20 protein-coding genes are annotated in these 23015 nt (G+C 66.7%); 15 read left to right on the top strand and 5 right to left on the bottom strand.

Going from position 1 to position 23015, the window contains the following annotated elements; all coding sequences use genetic code 11:
* Positions 1-54: 54 nt before the first annotated feature.
* The 3 genes from rpe to trpE all read left to right on the top strand — a co-directional run bounded on the left by rpe (position 55) and on the right by trpE (position 3071).
* Positions 55-762: a ribulose-phosphate 3-epimerase gene (rpe, locus tag METUNV2_RS0113905; protein WP_018230076.1), complete on the top strand. Its 708-nt coding sequence runs from the start codon at positions 55-57 to the stop codon at positions 760-762.
* A gap of 2 nt (positions 763-764) precedes the next feature.
* Positions 765-1445 carry a phosphoglycolate phosphatase gene (locus tag METUNV2_RS0113900; protein ID WP_018230075.1) on the top strand — a complete coding sequence of 227 codons (681 nt, stop codon included), beginning with the start codon at positions 765-767 and terminating at the stop codon, positions 1443-1445.
* A gap of 153 nt (positions 1446-1598) precedes the next feature.
* Entirely contained in the window at positions 1599-3071 is a 1473-nt protein-coding gene (gene trpE / locus METUNV2_RS0113895; protein WP_018230074.1) for an anthranilate synthase component I, read from the top strand.
* 170 nt (positions 3072-3241) lie between these two features.
* Here the strand turns inward: trpE and METUNV2_RS20230 are convergent, their stop codons facing one another.
* Entirely contained in the window at positions 3242-3373 is a 132-nt protein-coding gene (locus METUNV2_RS20230) for a hypothetical protein (RefSeq protein ID WP_269745078.1), read from the bottom strand.
* Here METUNV2_RS20230 and METUNV2_RS0113890 point away from each other — a divergent pair.
* The 5 genes from METUNV2_RS0113890 to trpC all read left to right on the top strand — a co-directional run bounded on the left by METUNV2_RS0113890 (position 3317) and on the right by trpC (position 9592).
* Entirely contained in the window at positions 3317-4981 is a 1665-nt protein-coding gene (locus METUNV2_RS0113890; RefSeq protein WP_232415748.1) for an Hsp70 family protein, read from the top strand. The two genes, METUNV2_RS20230 and METUNV2_RS0113890, sit on opposite strands and share 57 nt — an antisense overlap.
* Positions 4982-4989: 8 nt before the next feature.
* Positions 4990-6753, top strand: a complete 1764-nt coding sequence (locus tag METUNV2_RS0113885) for a J domain-containing protein (protein ID WP_018230072.1) — start codon at positions 4990-4992, stop codon at positions 6751-6753.
* A gap of 301 nt (positions 6754-7054) precedes the next feature.
* Positions 7055-7627 carry an aminodeoxychorismate/anthranilate synthase component II gene (locus METUNV2_RS0113880; RefSeq protein ID WP_018230071.1) on the top strand — a complete coding sequence of 191 codons (573 nt, stop codon included), beginning with the start codon at positions 7055-7057 and terminating at the stop codon, positions 7625-7627.
* A 10-nt stretch (positions 7628-7637) separates the two neighbouring features.
* Entirely contained in the window at positions 7638-8672 is a 1035-nt protein-coding gene (gene trpD, locus METUNV2_RS0113875; protein WP_018230070.1) for an anthranilate phosphoribosyltransferase, read from the top strand.
* 83 nt (positions 8673-8755) lie between these two features.
* Positions 8756-9592 (top strand): indole-3-glycerol phosphate synthase TrpC, encoded by an 837-nt coding sequence (gene trpC / locus METUNV2_RS0113870; RefSeq protein WP_018230069.1) that lies wholly within the window; start codon positions 8756-8758, stop codon positions 9590-9592.
* 6 nt (positions 9593-9598) lie between these two features.
* Here the strand turns inward: trpC and METUNV2_RS0113865 are convergent, their stop codons facing one another.
* The gene (locus METUNV2_RS0113865) at positions 9599-10201 is read right to left on the bottom strand and encodes a Spy/CpxP family protein refolding chaperone (RefSeq protein ID WP_157281423.1); all 603 of its coding nucleotides are present in this window, start codon (positions 10199-10201) and stop codon (positions 9599-9601) included.
* A gap of 323 nt (positions 10202-10524) precedes the next feature.
* On the opposite strand from METUNV2_RS0113865, the gene METUNV2_RS0113860 reads away from it, so the two are divergent.
* Positions 10525-12621 carry an HDOD domain-containing protein gene (locus METUNV2_RS0113860; RefSeq protein WP_232415678.1) on the top strand — a complete coding sequence of 699 codons (2097 nt, stop codon included), beginning with the start codon at positions 10525-10527 and terminating at the stop codon, positions 12619-12621.
* 10 nt (positions 12622-12631) lie between these two features.
* Here METUNV2_RS0113860 and METUNV2_RS0113855 read toward each other — a convergent pair whose 3' ends face one another.
* Positions 12632-13249 carry an HNH endonuclease gene (locus METUNV2_RS0113855; protein WP_051081930.1) on the bottom strand — a complete coding sequence of 206 codons (618 nt, stop codon included), beginning with the start codon at positions 13247-13249 and terminating at the stop codon, positions 12632-12634.
* 113 nt (positions 13250-13362) lie between these two features.
* Between METUNV2_RS0113855 and METUNV2_RS0113850 the strand changes: the two genes are divergently transcribed.
* Complete coding sequence (locus METUNV2_RS0113850; RefSeq protein WP_036271208.1) at positions 13363-14007, top strand: hypothetical protein; 645 nt, start codon at positions 13363-13365, stop codon at positions 14005-14007.
* A 25-nt stretch (positions 14008-14032) separates the two neighbouring features.
* Here METUNV2_RS0113850 and METUNV2_RS0113845 read toward each other — a convergent pair whose 3' ends face one another.
* Positions 14033-14731, bottom strand: a complete 699-nt coding sequence (locus tag METUNV2_RS0113845; RefSeq protein WP_157281570.1) for a twin-arginine translocation signal domain-containing protein — start codon at positions 14729-14731, stop codon at positions 14033-14035.
* Positions 14732-14829: 98 nt separating this feature from the next.
* Between METUNV2_RS0113845 and METUNV2_RS0113840 the strand changes: the two genes are divergently transcribed.
* Entirely contained in the window at positions 14830-17295 is a 2466-nt protein-coding gene (locus METUNV2_RS0113840) for an MASE1 domain-containing protein (protein WP_018230063.1), read from the top strand.
* A 24-nt stretch (positions 17296-17319) separates the two neighbouring features.
* On the opposite strand, the gene METUNV2_RS0113835 is transcribed toward METUNV2_RS0113840, so the two are convergent.
* On the bottom strand, positions 17320-17859 hold the full coding sequence (locus METUNV2_RS0113835) for an NUDIX hydrolase (protein ID WP_018230062.1): 540 nt from the start codon (positions 17857-17859) through the stop codon (positions 17320-17322).
* 128 nt (positions 17860-17987) lie between these two features.
* Between METUNV2_RS0113835 and METUNV2_RS0113830 the strand changes: the two genes are divergently transcribed.
* From METUNV2_RS0113830 to flhC, 4 genes are all read left to right on the top strand, one after another.
* Positions 17988-19919, top strand: coding sequence for a GGDEF domain-containing response regulator (locus METUNV2_RS0113830; protein WP_018230061.1), 1932 nt, complete (start codon positions 17988-17990; stop codon positions 19917-19919).
* Between the two features lie 176 nt (positions 19920-20095).
* The gene (locus tag METUNV2_RS0113825) at positions 20096-21790 is read left to right on the top strand and encodes a putative bifunctional diguanylate cyclase/phosphodiesterase (protein ID WP_026188165.1); all 1695 of its coding nucleotides are present in this window, start codon (positions 20096-20098) and stop codon (positions 21788-21790) included.
* A 233-nt stretch (positions 21791-22023) separates the two neighbouring features.
* A complete protein-coding gene (flhD, locus tag METUNV2_RS0113820; protein ID WP_008062328.1) occupies positions 22024-22341 on the top strand; it encodes a flagellar transcriptional regulator FlhD in 318 nt (105 codons plus the stop codon).
* Positions 22342-22355: 14 nt separating this feature from the next.
* Complete coding sequence (flhC, locus tag METUNV2_RS0113815) at positions 22356-22895, top strand: flagellar transcriptional regulator FlhC (RefSeq protein WP_018230059.1); 540 nt, start codon at positions 22356-22358, stop codon at positions 22893-22895.
* Positions 22896-23015 lie beyond the last annotated feature (120 nt).

The raw sequence follows: 23015 nt of genomic DNA, 5'->3' as shown, positions 1-23015 counted from the left end.
GGACGCCGTCCGGCCACCGGTACAATCGCGGCTTCGAGAATACGGAGCCGTACCGTGAGCACCACCAATCTGGATTACCTGATCGCCCCCAGCATCCTGTCAGCCGACTTCGCCGCGCTCGGACAGGAGGTGCGCAACGTCATCGCCTCCGGCGCCGACTGGATCCATTTCGACGTGATGGACAACCATTACGTGCCCAATCTGACCATCGGCCCGCTGGTGTGCCAGGCGCTGCGTCCGCACACCGACGCGGTGATCGACGTGCATCTGATGGTGAAGCCGGTGGACCGCATCATTCCGGACTTCGCCAAGGCCGGCGCCAACGTGATCACCTTCCACCCGGAGGCGTCGGAGCACATCGACCGCACGCTGTCGCTGATCCGCGACAACGGCTGCCAGGCCGGTCTGGTGTTCAATCCGGCCACGCCGTTGCACTACCTCGACCACGTGATGGACCGCCTCGACGTGGTGCTGCTGATGTCGGTGAACCCGGGCTTCGGCGGCCAGAGCTTCATTCCGTCCTCGCTGGACAAGCTGCGCGCGGTGCGCGCCCGGCTGGACGAGTACGTGGCGCGCACCGGCCGCCACATCCGGCTGGAAATCGACGGCGGCGTGAAGGTCGACAACATCGCCGAAATCGCCCGCGCCGGCGCTGACACCTTCGTCGCCGGTTCGGCGGTGTTCGGTGCTGGCAAGGACAGTGACCCGCATCGTTACGACAGCGTGATCGCCGCGCTGCGCACCCAGCTGGAAGCGGTCTGAGCATGGTGCAGCGCTTCACGGTCGCGGCCATCAGCTTCGACCTCGACGGCACGCTGCTGGACACCGTGCCTGACCTCGCCGCCGCCGCACAGGACATGGCGGCCGAACTGGGCATGCCGCCGCGCAGCGAAGACGAGGTGCGGGTATTCGTCGGCCGCGGCATTCCCAATCTGGTCGAGCGCTGCCTCGGCGGGCGGGCGCAGAACGCTGCGCTGCTGCAGCAGGCGATCGCGGTGTTCAAGCGCTGCTACCGCGCGCGCAACGGCGAACGCGCGGCCCCGTATCCGGGTGCGCACGACACGCTGTCCGCGCTGCGCGCGGCCGGCTTCCGCCTCGCCTGCGTCACCAACAAGGCGGCCGACTTCACGCTGCCGCTGCTGGAACAGATGGACATGCGCCATCACTTCGCCAGCGTGGTGAGCGGCGACACCCTGCCGCAGAAGAAGCCGGACCCGGCGCCGCTGCTGCACGCCGCGCGCGAACTGGGCGTGCAGCCATCCGCATTGCTGCACGTGGGCGACTCGTACAACGACATCGACTGCGCCCGCAATGCCGGCGTGCCGGTGCTCGGCGTGCCCTGGGGCTATAGCGAAGGGCGCGTGCTGGACGCAAAAGATTGCGATGGGCTACTATCGTCGCTCCCCGACCTGCTCGAACGGGTCGCACTTCCGACCGACATCTGAATGGACAGCCTGACTTCCAAGGAGACACCCGCCCGCAGCCGCGCCCGCGCGCCCCTGCACGGGTACCTGTGGCGCGGCGCCTGAGCCTGCTCCCGGTCAGGCGTGCGCGTTAGATCCGCGGCGCCCGTTCAATCCCCGCTCTCCGGTCTGTCCATGAATCAAGATCAATTCGAGGCGCTCGCACGCGCCGGCTACAACCGCATTCCGGTGTCGCGTCAGGCACTGGCCGATCTCGACACCCCGCTGTCCGCCTATCTGAAGCTGGCTGACGCGCCGTATTCCTATCTGCTGGAATCGGTGCAGGGCGGCGAACGCTGGGGCCGTTACTCCATCCTCGGCCTGCCGGCGCAGACCCGCATCGTCGTGCGCCGCGAGCGCATCGAGGTGCTGCGCGACGACGCGGTGACCGAAACCGCCGAATCCGGTGATCCGCTGGCTTTCGTGCAGGATTTTCTCGGCCGCTACCGGGTGCCTGACCTGCCGGGTCTGCCGCGCTTTTCCGGCGGGCTGGTCGGCTATTTCGGTTACGACGTGGTGCGCTACGTCGAGCGCCGTCTGGCCGCGGGCTGGAACAAGGCCGACCCGCTGGGCGTGCCCGACATCCATCTGCTGCTGTCGGACGAACTGGCGGTGTTCGACAACCTGTCCGGCCGGCTCACCTTCATCGTCTATGCCGATCCGGCCCAGCCGGGTGCGCTGCAGGCGGCCGAGGCGCGGCTGGACGCGCTGAGTGCGCAGCTGAAGGCGCCGCTCGAAGCGCCGGACACGCCGCGCGGCCCGTCGGTGCCGGCCGAATCGGGTTTCGGCCACGACGCCTACTGCGCCGCGGTCGAGAAGGCCAAGACCTATATTTTCGACGGCGACATCATGCAGGTGGTGCCGTCGCAGCGCATGAGCAAGCCGCTGGCGACCACGCCGATGGCGGTGTACCGCGCGCTGCGCGCGCTGAACCCGTCGCCCTACATGTACTTCTTCAATCTGGGCGACATCCACATCGTCGGCGCCAGCCCGGAAATCCTGGCCCGCCTTGAAGGCGACAAGGTGACCGTGCGGCCGATCGCCGGCACCCGCAAGCGCGGTGCCAATGCCGAAGAAGACCGCGCGCTGGCCGAAGATCTGCTGTCCGACGAGAAGGAACGCGCCGAGCACATCATGCTGGTCGATCTGGGCCGCAACGATCTGGGCCGGGTCGCCACCATCGGTTCGGTCGAAGTGACCGACCGCATGGTGGTCGAGAAGTACTCGCACGTGATGCACATCGTGAGCAACGTCGAAGGCGTGCTCAAGCCGGGTCTGACCGCGATGGACGTGCTGCGCGCCACCTTCCCGGCCGGCACCGTCAGCGGTGCGCCCAAGGTGAGGGCGATGGAAATCATCGACGAGCTGGAACCCGTCAAGCGCGGCATCTACTCCGGCGCGGTCGGCTACCTCGGTTTCAACGGCGGCATGGATGTCGCGATCGCGCTGCGCACCGCGGTGATCAAGGACGGCCTGCTGCACGCACAGGCCGGCGGCGGCGTGGTGATGGATTCGACGCCCGAAGGCGAATGGCAGGAAACGCTGAACAAGGCGCGTGCGGTACTGCGCGCAGCGGAACTGGCCGAGGCGGGGCTGCAGCCTGGCTGACGCAGATAGCCCACGTCGTCCCGTCGCCGTTCAGGGCAGGACGACGTGACGCATGGCAGGCATCCCGCTGGGCGTGCGGGCTCCGCCATCAGGCCGGGCTGGCGTACGATTTCCGATGCCGTTCCGAACGTGGTGCACTGCACGCTCATGCAAAACGCCGGCAATGAGTTTCAGGCGATACTGGCGCCCTTTATTCCGGCGTCACGGCAATGCGCATCGGCATAGATCTTGGCACCACCAATAGCTTGGCTTCGGTATTCATCGACAACCGGACCGAACTGATCCCCAATGCGCTGGGCCATGTGCTCACGCCGTCCGCGGTCGGGGTTGCCGATGACGGCAGCGTGCTGGTCGGCCTGCCGGCGCGTGAGCGCCTGGATTTGCATCAGGATCTCACTGCGACGGCCTTCAAGCGTTGGATGGGCACACCACGCGTGCTGTCGCTCGGACGCCGACAATTCGATGCGGTCGAACTGTCGGCCATGGTATTGCGTTCGCTGAAGGTGGATGCCGAAACCTTTCTCGGTACCGAGGTCGACTCGGCCGTCATCACCGTGCCGGCCTATTTCAACCAGATGCAGCGCGAAGCAACCGTGCGGGCGGCTGCGCTGGCCGGGCTGAGGGCGGATCGGCTGATCAACGAACCGACAGCAGCCGGGCTGGCCTACGGGCTCCAGGAGCGCAAGGACCACACCCACTTTCTGGTTTTCGATCTGGGTGGCGGGACTTTCGATGTGTCGGTGCTTGGATACTTCGAAGGCGTCGTCGAAGTGCGTGCCAGTGCCGGAGATACCCGGCTTGGCGGCGAGGATTTCGTGGCCGTACTGCAGCAGATGTTCTTTGACGGCTGCAGCGAGCTGTCAGCCCAACAGCGCGAAACGATGCTGCGCGTCCGTGCCGTGTGGCATGCGGCGGAGCAGGCCAAGCGCGACCTGACCGAACACGAGGAAGCCCGCATGCGGGTGGTTTTTGCCGGTCGCGAGCATGTGGTCACCGTATCGAGACAGGCCTTCGAAGCCGCCTGCCAGCCGCTGCTTGCGCGTTTGCGCCGACCGATCGAACGTGCGCTGGGCGATGCCCGCATTGCCCCCGGCGAACTTGACGAAATCGTGCTTGTCGGTGGTGCCACGCGCATGCCGATGATCCGGCATCTGGTGACGCGACTGTTCCAGCGTCTGCCGCTGCGCGCGATCAACCCGGACGAGGCAATCGCACGCGGGGCCGCGATCCAGGCCGCACTGATGGACCGCAATGCATCGCTCGAGGAGATCGTGCTGACCGACGTGATGCCCTATTCGCTGGGCATCGTGATCAGCGAGCGTGTGGGGGGGCGGGAGATTACGGACCGCTTCTCGCCCATCATCGAGCGGAACAGCCCTGTTCCGGTGTCGCGTGTGGCCAGCTACTGCACGACACGCGACCAGCAGGCTGCGATCAGGCTTGACATCCGGCAGGGCGAATCCCCGGTCGGCAGCGAAAACCTGTTTCTGGGCGATCTGGAGATCGTCGTGCCGCAGCGGCCGGCCGGGGAGGTGACGGTGGATGTTCGGTTCAGCTACGACGCGAGCGGCCTGCTGGCGGTCGATGTCGAGGACAAGGTTGGTGGGCGCAAGGCAAACAAGGTCATTCTGCAGTCCGCCGACACCTTCTCGGACGGGAAGATGGCCGAGGTGCTGGCTCGCCTCGACGCCCTGAAGGTGCATCCGCGCGACGAGCAGGAAAACGTCTATCTGGTCGCCCGGCTGAAGAGGCTTTACGAGGACCACCTGGGCGACACTCGTCAGGCGCTGCAGCAGTGGTTGGCCGAGTTCGAACTGGCGCTCGACACTCAGGAGCCGAGAACGATAGAGCTCGCCAGAACGACGCTCCGCAGCCGGCTCGATGCGATGGGCAACGGCTTCATTCTGTAGCTGCAGCGATGACTTCTCCCTGGCAGATACTGGGCGTCGCGCGCGACGCCGATGCGCGTACCGTTCGCTCCGCCTATGCGCGCAAGCTCAAGACCACGCGCCCTGACGACGATGCGGCGGCCTATCAGCGCTTGCGCGAGGCCTACGATTACGCGCTCGAACGGGCGCGTCAGGCCGAGGCGCACTCGTCCGCCGCCATATCGGAGCCAACCTCTGTCGAGCCCGCCATGTCCGTGGCAGCGGTCGCCGACGTGGCGGCACCGGTCGATCCCATGCTCTCGCCGGTCGATGCGTCCGGACCGGACGGTGGCGCCGACGAGGCGGCGATGCAGTTTCTGGATGCCGAGCAGCTAGCGTGCAGCCTGCATCAGCACTGGCAGGAAAAGGGCGACGATGCGCTGCTCGACGCATGGCCGTCGCTGTGGACCCATCTGGATGCCCTGCCGTTGTCCGAGCGCGCGTCGGCCAATGTATGGTTTGCCGAGTTCGTGCTGCAGGCGCCACAGATGCCACCGGCTTTCGTGCTGAAGCTCGCCGACTATTTCGAGTGGGGCCGTGATTACCGGTCCGAATTCGCGCTTGGTCCGGAACGTTCGGAAAGGATGGCGTATCGCCTGTCTGCCGCACGGCGTGATGAGCGCGCCGTCGGCGCGCCGCCCGAAGTGGCACCGCTTGCGCGCGTGGTCGAGCTGATGCGCTCGCCCGGGCGGTGGTTCGCACTCATCGTGCTTTCGCTGCTGCAACCGGGCCTGAGGCAGACGCTGGACCAGCATGGTCAGTCCATGATCTACCTGTTTGGCAAGATGGACGTTCACGAAGGCCTTGAACTGTCACGACTGCTGCGGATCGCGTTCGGAGTGCGTTGCGCATTCGTGGCGGCGCTGCTCTTTCTGGGCAGCCACTTGGCGTTTCAGGACCAGCCGGCGGATGCCTTCGATGCCGCATTGGGAACGGTATTCGGCGCCGGCCTGGGCGTTTACCTTCTCGGTCGGGTATTCGGCGGTCTGCGTGTCGTGCTGCAGGCTCAGTTCGACTGGTTTGCCCGGCGAATGCCTGAACGCTTCGCAGGACTGGCTCGGCATCGCGAGTTGCTCGCCCTCGCACTGGCGCTCTCGCTTGCCTTGCTCATGTGGTTGTGGACGCCACCGCCTTACCCGGCCGCGGGCATCGATATGCGCGATCTGGCGCAAACGCTGATCCTCGGCGTTGGCGTCTGGAGCGGTCTGCTGCTGGTCTGGCCTTGCGGGAAGGCCGGCGATGACATGATGCTGTTCGTGTTTTCCCTGTTGGCCGTGACCATCGGCGGCGCGCTTCATGACACCGCCGGTGCCGGGACCGGCGTCGCTTTGGCGCTGGGATGGATAAGCGCCGTGCTCTACCTGTTGGCCCATCACCCGGAACGAACCGCACGCATCTGTTTCGGTCCGCGCGATTTCTCGTGGCCGCGTGGCGCCCGGGCGGTTCTGGTCTGGCTGCTCATCCTGCTGGGGCTGGTGTTCTGGAAGCTGGTGTCGATAGCAATTGCCGTCGTGCTCGTAGTGCTCATGCCCTTCAACTATCTGTTGCTGGAGCAGTTGCGTTCTCGAGATTTCGCGCTTGGCGCGCTGCTCATCGGACTGATCTGGAGCCCGCTGCTGTTCAATCTGGATAGGATGCCGGTCTTCGGCATCCTGGCATCCGCCGCCTTTGCCATGGCCGCGCTGTTCCAGTTGCAACGTGTTGCCGACGCGCTTGCCGGACGCATGATGACCTGGTTCGGCGGCGGATCGTGAGGCAGACTGCCCCGACCACGGGACCCGTGGTGGCGTTGCCGGAGGTCCAGATGGCGGCGCCTTGTACAAGGCGCCGCCTCACGCCATAATCCGTGGCATGCGCTCGATTCCCGTCCTGTTCGCCCTCTGTTCCGGCCTGCGCTGGCGCAAGCCTGCAGCCTGAATTCCCTTCCTGCGCACCCGTGCGTGCGCCCAAGCCCTGCCTTCACCGTCCGCTGCCCGCCGCAGCCCCCGCTGCCCACCAGCGGGATCACGGGAAGGTTGAGAATGCTCCGAAAAACGGCCATCGGAAGACGCCACCATGCTGTTGATGATCGATAACTATGACTCCTTCACCTACAACCTCGTGCAGTACTTCGGCGAGCTGGGTGAGGACGTGCGGGTGTACCGCAACGACGAAATCACGCTGGACCAGATCGACGCGCTGAGGCCGGACCACATCGTGGTGTCGCCCGGCCCCTGTTCGCCGAACGAGGCGGGCGTGTCGGTGCCGCTGATCAAGAACTTCGCCGGCAAGTACCCCATCCTCGGCGTCTGCCTGGGCCACCAGAGCATCGGCGCGGCCTTCGGCGGCGACGTGGTGCATGCCAAGGTGGTGATGCACGGCAAGACCGCGGCCATCCACCATGCCGACAAGGGCATGTTCCGTGGTCTGCCGAATCCGTTCACTGCCATCCGCTACCACTCGCTGGCAGTGTCGCGCGACACGCTGCCGGACTGTCTGGAAGTGACCGCGTGGACCGACGACGGCGAAATCATGGGCCTGCGCCACAAGACGCTGGCCATCGAAGGGGTGCAGTTCCATCCGGAATCCATCCTGACCGAGCACGGCCACCAGATGCTGAAGAACTTCCTGGACGAGTTCCGCAAGTAAGGAGGGCACCATGAGCAGCTTCACCCCGAAGCAGGCGCTCGAGCGCGTGATCGAGCATCGCGAAATCTTCCGCGATGAGATGACCGCGCTGATGCGCCAGATCATGACCGGCGAGGTATCGCCGACGCTGATCGCCGCCATCCTGATCGGCCTGCGGGTCAAGAAGGAAACCGTGGGCGAGATCGCCGCAGCCGCCATGGTGATGCGCGAACTGTCGATGAAGGTGCCGGTGGACGGCACCGCCACTCTGGTCGATACCTGCGGCACCGGCGGCGACGGCGCCCACACCTTCAATATTTCCACCGCGTCGATGTTCGTCGCGGCGGCCGCCGGGGCCCGCGTCGCCAAGCATGGCGGGCGTGCCAGCTCGTCGCAGAGCGGCTCGGCCGACGTGCTCGAGGCGCTCGGCGTCACCCTGAATCTGACGCCGGCCCAGGTTTCGCAGTGCATCGAACAGGTGGGCGTGGGCTTCATGTTCGCGCCCAACCACCACAGCGCGATGAAGTACGCGGCGCCGGTGCGCCGCGAACTGGGCGTGCGCACCATGTTCAACATCCTTGGCCCGCTGACCAATCCGGCCGGTGCCGCCAATCAGGTGATGGGCGTGTTCCACGCCGATCTGGTGGGCATTCTGGCGCGCGTGCTGAAGGAACTGGGTTCGCGCAACGTGATGGTGGTGCATGGTCGCGACGGGCTGGACGAGCTGTCGATCAGCGGCGACACCTTCGTCGGCGAACTGCGCGACGGCGAGGTGCGGGAATACACGGTGCACCCCTCCGACTTCGGTCTGGCGGTGCATGCGCTGGACACGCTGCGCGTGGCCGACGTACAGGCCTCGCGCGACATGCTGCTGGCCGCACTCGACGGCAGCCACCCGCCGGCGCGCGACGTGGTGCTGCTCAACGCCGGCGCCAGCCTCTATGTGTCCGGCGTGGCCGACAGCCTGCGCGACGGCGTGGACCGGGCGCGTGAAGCGATCGAATCCGGCGCCGCGCGGCAGCGGCTCGACAAGCTGGTCGAGCTGTCGCGCTCGTTCGCCGTCTGATTTCCGCAGGCGCCCCGACCGTCAGGGCGGCCGCTTCGCCGCCCAGGCAGGCGCCTGCAGCTCACATTTGAAAGGGCACAACGATGTCCGACATCCTGCAGAAAATCCTCGCCACCAAGCGCGAGGAAATCGCCGCCGGTCGTGCGGTCGAGTCGATCGACGCACTGCATGCGCGGGCTGCGGCGCAGACGCCGGTCCGCGATTTCGTCGCGGCGCTGAAAACCCGTGTCGCGGCGAAACAGCCGGCGGTGATCGCCGAAGTGAAGAAGGCCAGCCCGTCCAAGGGCGTGCTGCGCGCCGATTTCCGGCCGGCGGACATCGCGCGTTCCTATGAAGGCGGCGGCGCGGCCTGTCTGTCGGTACTGACCGACCGCCAGTACTTCCAGGGCAGTCCGGACTATCTGGTCGAGGCGCGCGCCGCCTGCAGCCTGCCGGTGCTGCGCAAGGACTTCATCATCGACCCGTATCAGGTGGTCGAGGCGCGGGCGATGGGCGCGGACTGCATCCTGCTCATCGTGGCCGCCTTCCTGCCGCCCTCGGGCGAAGCCGATGCTGCGCAGCAGGCGCAGGCGGTGGCCGACATGCGTGCGCTGGAAGCACTGGCCAACGGGTTGGGCATGGCGGTGCTGGTGGAAAGCCACGACGCCGGCGAGCTCGACCTCGCGCTGCAGCTGGCCACGCCGCTGATGGGCATCAACAATCGCAGCCTGCGCACCTTCGAGGTGTCGCTGGAGTTCACGCTGTCCCAGCTCGACCGCATCCCGGCGGACCGGGTGGTGATCACCGAAAGCGGCATCCTGGCGCCGGAGCACGTCGCCACCATGCGGGCGCGCGACGTGCATGCCTTCCTGGTCGGAGAGGCCTTCATGCGCGCCGCCGACCCGGGCGCCGAACTGGCCCGGCTGTTCGGCACCCGCTGACCGGCCTCAGCCGCGCGGCGCTTCCGCCGGCTTCGGGCCGTCGCCGTGCGGACGGTGATGGCCACCCTTGCCGTGTCGCGGTCCGTGGCCGCCCATGCCCGCCAGCATCGGGGCGGCGTCCTTGCGCTGGGCCGGCGTCAGCACCTCGGCCAGATCGGCCAGCGCTCGGGTCATCAGCTTCGATGCCTCGTCCATGTGCGCCACCCGGGCGGCCCGCTGCTGTTCGAGCGCGCTGCGGTCTATCGTGTCGGCCGACAGCAGCGCCACGGTGCGGCTGCGCTCGTCGGCGTGGCCGGCGTGCAGTGTCTTCATCTGTTCCTCGCTGGCGCGCAGGATGTCGCGTGCCCGCGCCTTCTGCTCATCGCTTGCGCCCACCTTGGCGAATACCCGCTCGATGTGGCGCTCGAAATGACGGCCGTGGGCCCGGCCCGGCTCGCCGTCTGGCCGCTGTTCGCCGGACATGCCGTGCCGCGCGTGCGGTGCGCCGTCGCCGGCGGAAGGGTGGGCCTGCGCCGGAAGGTTGATCGCCAGCAGTGCGGACAGTGCGCCGGCGCCCGCCAGGGCGCTGAACCAGCGGCTGCGGGAACGGGGCGTGTGGTGCGTGTTCATGATCGTTGTCTCCATCTGCCGGAATGCTCCGGCGGCGAAACCAGCATGTCCGGACGCTGTAAACCCCGATTGGAATTCGCGTAACGATTTGTAATGGTTGGCGTAATTCCGGCAATTCCTGCGCCCGGCTTCGGCTTGCAGGCGAAATGGGCGACGACCACCTGCAACGACCCTGTGAACCATGACGCATCCCAGTATTGGCGCGGGTTTCCGTCAAATTGCTGCGGTATTATCGAGACCAGATACCGTCATCAGAACGGCCGATAAACCAAAGAGGTCAGCAGCGGACGCCAGTCCGCTGCAACAAAGAGCGTTCACCCCGCATGACAGCCCCCGCCGCACGTGCGACCGACTGTTCCATGCCGTCCGGCCTGCCTGCGCTTCCGCTTGTTGCGGACGTGGCACTCGGGCGGCGTGCGCTGCCGGCCGGGCTGCCTTCATTCAACGCGCTGCTGCGACTGGACCCGGTGCTGGTGCTGCGGCTGCTGCGCGTGGCCAGCCGCCTGCCCGGACTGCCGGTCGATGGGCCTGGCCACCGTCTCGATGCGGTGATCGACGCCTGCGGCCGCCCGCTGCTGCAGGCGGCCCTGCTGGATGCCGACGAGCGTACGCGCAGCGGCATCCAGGGCGGCGCCGGTCACCAGTCCTTCTGGCTGCATTCGCTGCTGACCGCCGAAATCGCGCGCGAACTGGCGCTGCGCAGCGGCCGGGCCGATCCGGACGACATGGCGCTGGCCGGTCTGTTGCTCGACGTGGCACTCCCGCTGCAGGCGATGACTGCGCCCGCTCGCTTCAGCCGCGCACTGGGCGAAGCCGATCTGGTTGCGCTCGAAGTGGGCGAAACCGGCCGCCATCATGGCGAAGTCGGTGCAGATCTGCTCAGTGCCCCCTGGGCGCTGGATCTGTCCGACGCGTTGCGCTTTTCGCACGCCGATGCGGCGCTGTTCGGCGACGCGCCGCACAGTCTGAGACTGGCCCGAGCGGCGGAAGAGCTGGCCGGTGGCGGGCGGGGGGATGCGGCCCAGCAGTCACTGCTGGCGCAGCACCTGACCGGGCTGGATGAAGCCGCGGTGAGCGGGGCGATACAGTCGGCGCGTGTCCGCCTGCTCGAACTGGGTCACCTGCTCGGATTGACGCGGATGGAGCAGGTGGCCGTGACCGGCCAACCCTGGCAGCCGGCCTTCGATGCACCGCTTGCCCCGTCGGCCGAACCGCCGGTGGTGCTCGAACTGGCCCGCGCCGGCCTGCTGACCCGGGTATGCGATCACGAGGACAAAGATTCGCTTTGGCGCTCGCTTGATCTGGCGTCCGCGCTGCTGCTCGACCTGCCGCCGCCCTGCGTGCTGCGTGTCGATGGAGCGCTGGGCACCCGCTTCAACCCGGGTGATCCGCAGGCGCTGCCGGTGGATTTCGCTCGCCCGGGGCTGGAGGCCATCTGGGCGCTGCTGGCGTCCGGTCTGCCCTGGTCGTGCGCCGACGCGCGCGCCGCGTCGGCATTGCCGGTCGGCCTGCAGCGTCTGCTGCGGCTGTCGACGGGCGAGTCTGCCTGGCTGCAACCGCTGGTGAGTGGCGGTGGCGTGGAGGCGCTGGTGCTGTACCGCTTGCCGACCGCCGGGCTGAATGCGCTCACACAGCGCGGCGGCGAACTGACCGCGCTCGCCGGTGCCGCGGCTGCCACGCTGCGCCGTCAGGCCGAGCGTGCGCAGGCGCTGACCGAACTGCGCGACGGCATGGCCGAACAGTACGCGGTGCATGCGCGTCAGCTGCGCGGCGACCTGCATACACCGCTGGGCCTGCTGCGCCATCAGGTGAAGTCCATGCGGCTCAAGATGGGCGCCGATTCGCTGGTCGATTCCGAACTGACCGTGTTCGGCGACCAGATCGAGCGCATCGAAACCGTGCTGCGTCAGTTCGAGGGCCGTCCGCCGGACGTGTCGGCCGAGGCGCAGCGCATCGATCTGAACCACCTGATCGAACAGGTGCTGGCCGAAGCGGATGAACGCCTGTTCCGCAGCCGCTCGATCACCACCGAACTGCATCTGGACAGCGCTTTGCCGCCGCTGCATCTGCCGCTGGCGCTGCTGCGCGAACTGCTGCAGACGCTGCTGGCCACCAGTGCCGAACATGTCGGCACCTCCGGCCGCATCGCGGTCAGCACGGCCGAAGGCATCAATCTGAACGGCGCGCTGTTCGCCGAAATCCGCATCCGCGATTTCGGTCGCGGCATGGATGCGGCCCGGGTAGCGGCCTTGTTCGCGCCGGATGGCTCGGCCAGCGGCCGGCCGTCGCTTGCGCAGGCGCTGGCGCTGACCCGCGCGCTGGGCGGTTCGCTGTCAGGCAAGAGCGCGGTCGGTCAGGGCACGGTGTTCCAGCTGCTGCTACCGCGCAATACCCGCCGTCCGGTCCTCGTCGCGGGCTGATTCCGGCCGCTCAGGCCGCCTTCCAGCGGCTGTTGGCATTCACGTGCTGGGCCAGGAAATCCATCTGGTCGGCCAGGATGTTGCGGTTGCTCAGGATGAGGTATTCCGCCTTGTTCGGCACATACGGCGTGTACAGCAGCTGCATGCGCGCCTGCTCCGGCGTGCGGCCGCTCTTGCGCTGGTTGCACGGGCGGCAGCAGGTGACCACATTCATCCACAGGTCGCGTCCGCCCTGCGACACCGGCACGATGTGGTCGCGCGTGAGCTTCTGGTAGGAAAACTCGCCGCCGCAGTAGCCGCAGATCGAGCGGTCGCGATGGAACAGTTCGCGGTTGTTCAGCGGCGGCACCGCGGTCTGCAGCTTGTGCGCGTGGCTGCGGCCCTTGATCGCGATGATGCTGTTGGTGCGGATGCACGACTGTTCGCCGGTCAGCCGGTTGATGCCGCCGCGGATTTCGAATTCATGGCTGCCGGCCACCCAGGCCACCAGATCCTTCGAGTGATAGAACACCGCGTGCTGCCAGCTCACCCAGCGGTGAGGTACGCCATTGGCATCCAGCGTCAGTATCCACGGATGGGTCGACCGACGCGGTTCATGAACTATGCTCGGTGAAGGCGGCTCCTGCATGATCGTCCTACGCATCCTCGTTCTGAAATGGGGTCAGGCGAAGTGAAACGTGTGTCGTCACGCATCCGTACCGGCAAGCGGTACAAGGTGCCCGACCACTCTAGCAAAGGAAGATGAATTTGCAACCGCGTCAATCGCTTGCGCCGCTCCGGTCGCTTGCGTTGCCGATGCTGGCTTCGCTGCTTGTGCATGGGGCGCTGCTGTGGCCCGACCTTGCGCGCCGGCCGGCCGGCCCGGAGCGCCCGCGGACAGTGATGGCCCGGCTGGCGCCGGCGCCCGCCATCGCCGCTGAACCGGAGCGGGCCGTACCGGCGATGGCAAAGGACGCCGCCAGGGCTGCATCGGTGCGCCGGGCTGACCTTGCGGGCCGCCCGGAGACCGGACCGCAGCCGGTGCCGCGCTCCGCGGGGGCGATGGCGCCAGGTCCGTCCGGAGCGCCGTCCGAAGGGGCGGTGCGTGCGCTGCGCTATGCACTGGCGCGGGAACTTGCCGGCGGCGTTCTGCCCGATCTGTCGGGTTTGCCGCCGACTTTCACGGTGGCGGTGCATCTGCGCGCGCGCCGGGTGGTTGATGTGACGCTGTCCGGCACCGGCGGGCCGCCGGCGCTTGCGGCAGCGCTGCGATCCGCTTTCAAGACCGCGGCGCAAAAGGCCGTAATACCGGACGCGCTTCCGGCGGAAGGGTTCTCGGTGGAACTCGAACTGGAGGCGGGAGACGCCGAACGGCCCGATCATGACCGCCCGCACCTGCCCGGATGACGAAATTCAGTCTTCCTGCGTACGCTCAGCAGCGCACTTGCTGCCGGCAGAACTGATCCATGCCGAGCACCCGGGTGGTCGGGCCCACCGGACGTGCGGCGCGCTCGCCGCCGTGTTCCAGCGCGAGCCGGAAGCCGAAGGTTTCAAAGAAGCGGTCGAACAGCACATTGCCCAGCGTGCCGATCGCGCTCAGTTCGTCGCGCTCCGCGTCATAGTCGAGCACGACGGCGGCCAGCGGCTGCGGCGCCGGCCCGTCCAGCACGCGGGCACCCGCGGCCGGGTCGAACTGGCTGTGTTCGGAACAGCAGTGAATCACCCGGGCGTGCCGGCTGTGCGGCGTGCCCTGTTCGCGATAGGCAATGAAGCTGATATCGCGTGTCGGATGCGTCAGCTTGTGCGAGCATATTGCCGAGTAGGCGACGACAGATTGCCGGGGACCGACACCGCCCGGCCAGTCGTAGCGCTGCCCGTCGGCCGTGCGCAGGTCATCGCGGCCGTCTATCTTCCTGCCCAGATCCAGCAGGAAGCAGGGCGTTGCTGGATAAGGCCAGGGAAAAACGTAGTTGCGGCCGATCTGCAGCGTCGATGCTTTCAGCGGTCTGTCGTGCGCATCGGTGAGCACACTGCGGGGAAAGCTCCGCGCCACCGCAGCCTCCGCAGGCCAGTGCAGTCCGGCCATTCCGCATGCGGCACCGCATGCGGTGATGAATCGACGTCGTTCCATCACCACGCTCCACAGGAATGTTTCGTGCGGCAGTCGTTGAAAACTAGAAAGGGCCGCCCCTTTAGTCAAGCCGGCATCGGTCGTCCGGAGTGCCGCGCATGAACCAGCCGGAACAGGCTTCTGCCGGCGGTCAGGGCGGTGCGCACCGGCTGGCGATCAATCTGCTGGTCGCGGTCGCCTATTGCCTGCTTGCCGCGCTGAGTGCGCGGCTGCGGGATCCGGTTTCGGGTCTGATGCCGATGTGGGCGCCCATGGGGCTGGCCACTTTCGCGCTGCTGCATGGCGGCATCCGCAATCTGCCGGGCGTGCTGGCCGGCGTGACGGCGTCGGCGCTGCTGGCCGGGCACGGGGTGGTGGGCACGCTGTTTCACGCCGCAGGCCAGGTGTTCGCGCCCTGGCTGTGTGCCGCATTGCTGCGCCGCTACGCCGGACGCAGCGAAGATCTGATTGAACGTACTGACGGGGCGCTCAAGCTGCTGGCCTTCATCTACCTGTCGGCGGTGCCCAGTGCCGCCGCGTCGGTGGCCGGCAGCGTACTGGGGCAGGGGCTGCCGGCGGCACGCTGGCTGGAGCAGGGCTCGGCGCTGTGGCTGTCCGACGCACTGGGTACCCTGGTCAGTCTGCTGCCGCTGCTGGCCTGGTCGTCCGGCCGCCCGTTCGCCCAGCTGCGCAAGCGCGCGTTCGAACAACTGCTGGTGGTCGGTGGTCTGCTTGGCCTGCTGGCGGTGAGCTTTTCCGGCGTAACGCTGTTTCCGGATCCGATGCTGCAGCTCTACATGGCGCTGCCGCTGGTGGTGTGGGTGGCGCTGCGCTTTGCGCCCCGGGTCGGCTGGTCGGCCTTCCTGATCGCCTCGCTCACCGCGCTGGCCGGCACCGTCAGCGGTACCTCGCCGTTCAGCCCGCATTCGATGCAGGTGCAGCTGCTGGTGCTGCACGGGCTGATCATGTTGACCGCCGCGACCGCACTGTTCATCGGTGCCGCGATGTCGGAAAAGCAGGCGGCGCGACGCGCGCTGCGCGAACGCGAATCCCACTTCCGGGCCCTCACGTTGCTGTCTTCCGACTGGCACTGGGAACTGGATGCCGATCTGCGCTACCACCGGCTGCCGGACGAACTGACCGGCGTGCATTTCGGTGATGCCGAACTCGACGGTTGTGCCCCCTGGGAGATTCCGGGTGAAGAGGCACTCACCTTGCCCTGGGGCATGCTGCGGCAGACGCTGGAACGTCATGAAGCTTTCCGTGACTTCCTGTCGCGCCGGCGCGACGGCAACCGCTGGCGCTATCTGGCTTCGTCCGGCGAACCGGTGTTTGGCGCCAGTGGCAATTTCTCCGGCTACCGCGGCGCCAGTCGCGACATTTCAGCGGAAATGCAGGCGCGCGAAGCCCTGCGCGAAGAGGAGTTCAGGCTGCGCGCGCTGGTCGATGCGCTGCCCGAACTGATCGTGCTGAAGGACCGTCACCTGCGCTGGCGGCTGGCCAACCGGGCGCTGCTCGATACCCGCTGCCTGAAGAAGACCGCCTGGCTGGGAGCGACCAGCGAAGAGCTGGCCGCCTACCTCCCTTCAATGACCGAGGTACTGCGCCGGCATCACGCCATCGCCGAAGAAGTCGCGCGTACCCGTCGTCCTTACGAGGGGGAGGAGGTGCTTGACCTGGCCGGCAACGATCCGCGCACCTATGAGGTGAGCGTGATTCCGCTCAGCGACGACGATGGCGAATTCACCGGACTGGTGTCGGTCAGGCGCGACGTGACCGCGCTGCGCGAGGCGATCCGGCTGCAGGCGGAGAAGGTGGACAACGTGCGCCTGCAGAACGATGAACTGGAACGCCGTGTCGGCGAACGCACGGTGGCACTGGAATCGGCGATCAAGGAGCTGGAGGCGTTCAGCTATTCGGTGTCGCACGACCTGCGTGCACCGCTGCGCGCGCTGGACGGCTTTTCGCGGCTGCTGGTCGAGGATTACGGCGATCTGCTGGACGAACAGGGCCGCGAATACCTGTCGCGCATCCGCCGCAACAGCCAGCGCATGGGCGAACTGATCGACGACCTGCTGGAACTGTCGCGGGTGTCCCGCGCCGAGGTACGCCGCACCCTGATCAATCTGTCGGATTTCGCACGCGACATCGCGCGCGAACTTGAGGCCGAGGCGCCGGAGCGACGGATACAGTGGGTGATTCCGGAGGGGTTGTGGGTCGATGCCGATCCGGGGCTGGCGCGGGTGGTGCTCGAAAACCTGTTGCGCAATGCATGGAAGTTCACCCGGCTGCAGCCGCAGCCCTGCATCGAACTGGGCCAGGCGCCGGTCGGCGGACAGACAGGCTACTACGTGCGCGACAACGGAGCAGGCTTCGACATGACCTATGTCGGCCGGCTGTTTGCGCCTTTCCAGCGCCTGCACAACAACCGCGAATTCGACGGTGGCGGCATCGGCCTGGCCATCGTGCAGCGCGCGATCCGCCTGCACGGCGGTCAGGTGGCGGCCGACGGCGTGCCGGGGCAGGGCGCCACCTTCAGTTTCAGTTTCGGTGCGTCGGGCAGCGATGCGGTGACGACCGGCTGAGTCCCGGGCAGCTCAGGCCCGGATTCAACGTTCGATCGGCGGCAGGCTGATGTGGTGCACGCCGAAGCGACCGCTGCGGCGCTCATCGAAAAAGGCGCGCAGCGTCAGCGTTACGCTGCGGAACGCCAGTTCGTTCCACGGAATGTCGGCTTCATCGAACAGCCTCACCTCCAGCGATTCGGGGCCCGGCGCGAAATCGAGGTCCAGCAGTTCGGCCCGGAACAGCAGGTGGAGCTGGTCGATGAAGGGCACGCTGACCAGCGTATAGGGATCCAGCACCCGGACCCGTGCGCACGCCTCTTCGAGGGTTTCGCGCTGAGCGCCGTCGGCGGCGCTTTCGCCGTTCTCCATGAAACCGGCCGGCAGCGTCCAGTAACCCTGCCGGGGTTCGATCGCCCGCCGGCACAGCAGCACTTTGTCCTGCCAGACCGGCAGCGTGCCCACGATCAGGCGCGGATTCAGGTAATGGATCCGGCCACAGTCCATGCATACGTGACGCGGCCGGTTGTCGCCGTCCGGCACCTTCAGTTCGACCTTGCCTCCACACTGGGCGCAATACTTCATCTGTCTGTTTTCCTGCATGTTTTTTCGTTCAAGCCCGGAGTTTAGCCTCCCGCGACCGACGGCGTGCCCTCAAGTGCTCCGTCGCCCCGGCCGTAAGCATTCCGTATGCCGGATTCCAGTTGCCACGCATGAACGATCTGATCGACACCCAGCGCTTCGAGGAAATCAAGGCCGCAGGCGAACTGCCTTCGCCCAAGGGCATCGCGCTGTCGATCGCCCGCATGAGCCAGCGCGGCGATGCTTCGCTGGCCGAACTTGCACGTCTGGTGCAGGGCGACCCGGCGCTGGTCGGCCGTCTGGTGCGCGCCGCCAACGGCACGCTGGCGCCGGGGGCACGCCCGGTGGTGGCGCTGCGCGATGCGCTCGCGGTGCTGGGCATGGCGGCGGTGCGCAATCTCGCGATGGGCTTTTCGCTGATATCGAGCAGCGGCGAAGGCCTGTGTCGCAGCTTCCCTTACGCGCGTTTCTGGACCGGCTCGGTCATCCGGGCCATCGCGATGCAGCGGATACTGACCCGGCTGCGCACCGCCGGCGTGGAGGAAAGCTTCAGCGTCGGGTTGCTGGCCGGCATCGGCGCGCTCGGGCTGGCCAGCGTGTTCCCTGCCCAGTATTCGCGCGTGCTGGACGAGGCGCGCGGCGACCCGCTGGCGCTGCTCGATCTCGAACGCCAGGCGTTCGCGATGACGCATGTCGAACTCAGTGCGGCCATGCTCGCCGACTGGGGCATGCCGCGCTTTTTCGTGGCGGCCGTGCTGCGCCATGAATCTGCGCTGTCGCTGCCGGCCGGCGAAGTGTCGCGCGAATACAGTCTCACGCTCGCACTCGGTCTGGCACGGGCGCTCGAAAACGCCTGCATGACCGACGACCTCAGTCGCGGTGCGGCGCTCGATGCCGCGCGCGCGCTGGCGGCCCGCATGGAGTGGGTGCCGGAACAGGTTTCCGCGCTGTACGAGGACGTCGCGGCCGACTGGAAGGAATGGTCGGCCATGCTGCCGGTCGATGCCTACACGCTGCCGGGTCTTTCTGCATCGCCCGAACCCGTGCTCGAAGTACAGCCCGAGCCGCCATCTGCCCCGATCGGCCCTGCGGCCAACGACGCTCCGGGTGGCGACGGCCTGCGCGTGCTGGTGGTGGAAGACGACGCCGCCACCCGGCTGACGCTGCAGACCCTGCTGGTGCGCGGCGGCTACCGTGTGGCCACCGCTGAGGACGGCGTGCGCGGCATGGAATGCGCGCTCGAATTCCAGCCCCACATCATGGTGGTGGACTGGATGATGCCGCAGATGAACGGCCTGGAACTGACCCGTACGCTGCGCCAGACCCGACTGGGGCGGAACATCTACATCATCGTGCTGACCAGTCATGAAGAGGATGCGCGGCTGGTCGAGGCCTTCGAATCCGGTGTCGACGACTACATGGTCAAGCCACTGCGGCCGCGCGTGCTTGAAGCGCGGCTGCGTGCCGGACAGCGGCTGGTGCGCATGCAGCGTGAGCTGGAAACCGAGCGCGAGGAGATCCGTCGTTACGCGGCGGAGCTGGGCGTGAGCAACCGGCGCCTGCAGGAAGTGTCGCTGACCGATGCCCTGACCGGTTTTCCGAACCGCCGCTATGCGATGGAGCGCATCGGACAGGAGTGGGCCATTGCCCAGCGCAGCAACCGCGCGCTGTCCTGCATGCTGATCGACGTCGACCACTTCCGGCAGATCAATGAAACCTATGGTCGCGACGTGGCCGACCGGGTACTCGAACAGACCGCACGGGCCATCCGTGCCTGCATGCGCGCACAGGACGTGGTGTGCCGCACCGGTGGCGACGAATTCCTGATCGTCTGCCCGGATACCGATCTGCAGCAGGCTCAGGCCTGTGCCCAGCGCGTGGTGACCGGCGTGGCGGCGGTGCCTGTACAGGCCGGGCGCCTGCGGCTGAAGAGCTCGATCAGCGTCGGCGTGGCCGAAAGACTGCCCGCCATGCCGGATGCCGACGCATTGCTCACGCTGGCCGACCAGGCCTTGCTGGCGGCCAAGAAGGCGGGCCGTAACTGCGTACGCACCGCTGGCTGAACGGATTTCTGGTCGGCGCCGAGCGAGAAATTTGACCGCATGCGGCATTCTTCGCCGCTCAAGTTTCGGCAGAAATTGCCGTCCATCTGTCCGTTGATCGTGCTCACGACGCGGAACCCGTATTAATGGATCGTCACTCGGACAGGATGGGAGGCTTCAGAACCATCAAGGTGTTGATGGTCGAAGACAATGAAGACGATGTCTTCCTGCTGAACGCTCAGCTGAGCGCGCGCGGCCTGGACACCTATTCAGAGCGCGTGGACAGCGCGCAGGACCTGGCGCGTGCGCTGGAAGAGCGCGAATGGGACCTGGTCATTTCCGACCATGCGATGCCCGGCTTCGATTCCGCGTCGGCGCTTGAGGTCGTGCGCCGCAGTGGCCGCGACATCCCCTTCATCATCTACTCGGGCAAGATTTCCGACCACATGGCCTTTTCGGCCATGCGCAATGGCGTGGCCGACTATGTCCAGAAGGGCAATATCGCCCGTCTGGTGCCGGTGATCGAACGCGAACTGCGCGGCGTGGAAACCCGTCGCGCAGTGCAGACCGCCGATGCGCGCATTCACGCGCTGGCCTTCTTCGACACGCTGTCCGCTCTGCCGAACCAGACCCTGTTGCGTGCGCAGATCGACGACTGGCTCGACTCCGCGCGCCGCAGCGCCGAGGCGCGCCACGCCACGCTGCTCGTGGTGGATATCGACCGCTTCCTGCGCATCAACACCAGCTTCGGTTACGAAGCCGGCAATGCGGTGCTGCGTGAAGCGGTGCGCCGACTGATCGAGCGTGCCGGCGATGGCGCCATGATCGCCCGTCTGAGCGGTGACCGCTTCTGCGTGTTCGCACCGGCGTGCACCACCCGCGCGCTCGCATCCGGTCTGGCCCAGCGCCTGATGGACGCCTTCGCCACCCCCATCATCAAGGACGGTCTCGAACTGTTCCTGACTGCCTCGGTCGGTGTGGCGATGACGCCGGACGATGGCGATGACGCGCAGTCCCTGATCATGAACGCCGAAGCCGCGATGGCCAGCGCCAAGCGCTCCGGCGGCAACGGCCTCAGTTTCTACGCCCGCGAAATGAGCGCCAGTTCGGCCGAGAAGCTGGTGCTCGAAACGCATCTGCGGCACGCGGTGCAGCGCGGCGAACTGTTCCTGAACTACCAGCCCATCCTGAATGGCCAGACCGGGCGTCCGTCCGGTGTCGAGGCGCTGCTGCGCTGGAAGCACCCGCAGCGCGGCGTGGTGTCACCCGACCGCTTCATTCCGCTGGCCGATGAATCCGGCCTCATCGTCGAGATCGGCGCCTGGGTCATGCGCGAAGCCTGCACCCAGGGCAAGCGCTGGCACCGTCAGGGCATGGACGATCTGACGGTTTCGGTCAATGTGTCGGCGGTTCAGTTTGCCCAGCCCCGTCTGCTCGAAACCGTGCGCACCACGCTGGAAGACACCGGCTTCCCGCCGGAAAAGCTGGTGCTGGAAATCACCGAATCGGTGCTGATGAAAGACGCCGAAACCACCATCGGCATGCTGAAGGCGCTCAAGAACATGGGCGTGCGCATTTCGATGGACGACTTCGGCACCGGCTACTCGTCGCTGTCCTACCTGAAGCGCTTCCCGATCGACATCGTGAAGATAGACAAGTCCTTCGTCCGCGACATCAATGAGGACGAGGACGACGCCGCCATCATCCGCGTCATCATCGCGCTGGCGCGCAGCCTGCGGCTCACCACGGTAGCCGAAGGGGTAGAGACGCCAGAGCAGTACGGCTTCCTGCGCCGCGAGCAGTGCGACCGCTTCCAGGGCTATCTGTTCTCCCGCCCGGTTGATGCCGAGCTGCTGGAACAGCGCATTCGCGCGGGCGGTTTCGACGTATGAAAATAGTCCTCAAGTCCGCTGTTCTGCCGCCGTAATCACTGTCAGGCGCGCTCGTCCGAGCGCGTTCAACCCCCCGTACGTCCGCCGGATGTAGGAATTTTTCCTACAGGCAGGCGTTCGTCCGTTCGTACAGCAAGTTTCGCCGCTCCCTGATTGGGCGCTGTCGCCCTCGTCGGCAGAATGCGAGTCGTCCACAGGCGCCTGGCTGCCTGGAAAAACGGAGGGATCGCAGCATGAAAACCGCTGGCTTGCTCAACGAAATCCGCGAACTGAATCTCGCCTATCTGATGCTCGCGCAGCAGATGATCCGCGAGGACCGCGATGCGGCGATGTTCCGCCTCGGCGTCAGCGAAGAGGTGGCCGACATGATCGAGTCGCTGTCGCCGGCCCAGGTGCTGAAGATGGCGAGCGCCAACATGATGCTGTGCCGCCTCCGCTTTGACGACCGCGTGCTGCTCGGCCTGCTGTCCAGCCATGGCCGCGAGGCTTCGACCTCCCATCTGCACGCGACCATACTGGCCTGCGCGCAGCCGCTCGAAGCCGTGTCCTGATCCGGAGCCTGGTCATGAAAAACAAGAGCATCGTGTCGGAAGGCCGCGAAATCGCACTGGCCGTCAGCCTGATCGAACTGGGCGCCCGCCTGCAGCTGCTGGAGGCGGAAACCAACCTCTCGCGTGAGCGTCTGCTCAAGCTGTACAAGGAAGTGAAGGGCGTGTCGCCGCCCAAGGGCATGCTGCCCTTTTCGACCGACTGGTTCATGACCTGGCAGCCGAACATCCACGCTTCGCTGTTCATGGCCTTCTTTTCCTTCTTCAAGCAGAACTCGAAGCTGACCCAGCTCGACTGCATCGTGAAGGCGTTCAAGCTGTACCAGGAACATGTGCAGACCCACGGCATGGAAGAGGTGTTGAGCCTCACTCGCGCCTGGACCCTGGTGCGCTTCTTCGACGCCCGGCTTCTGCAGCACACCGCCTGCACCTGCTGTGGCGGCCGCTTCGTCGCCCATGCCTATGATCCCAAGACCAGTTATGTGTGCGGCCTGTGCCATATCCCTGCGCGTGCTGGCAAGACGCGGCGTGCCCGAGAGGCGCTGATCGCCGCCTGACCCCCGTTTTCCTGTCTGACCTCCTCCTTGCGCAAGCAAGGAGCTCGCCGCTGCGGGGCAACCCGCGGCGGCTTTTTTTTGTGCGGCAGGAAAGCTGTTCCGGGGGCTCATTTCCTGCGT

Origin of the sequence: Methyloversatilis universalis EHg5 (assembly GCF_000378945.1) — a bacterium.
Lineage (GTDB): Bacteria > Pseudomonadota > Gammaproteobacteria > Burkholderiales > Rhodocyclaceae > Methyloversatilis > Methyloversatilis universalis_A.
This window is presented reverse-complemented; position numbering and strand designations above follow the sequence as displayed.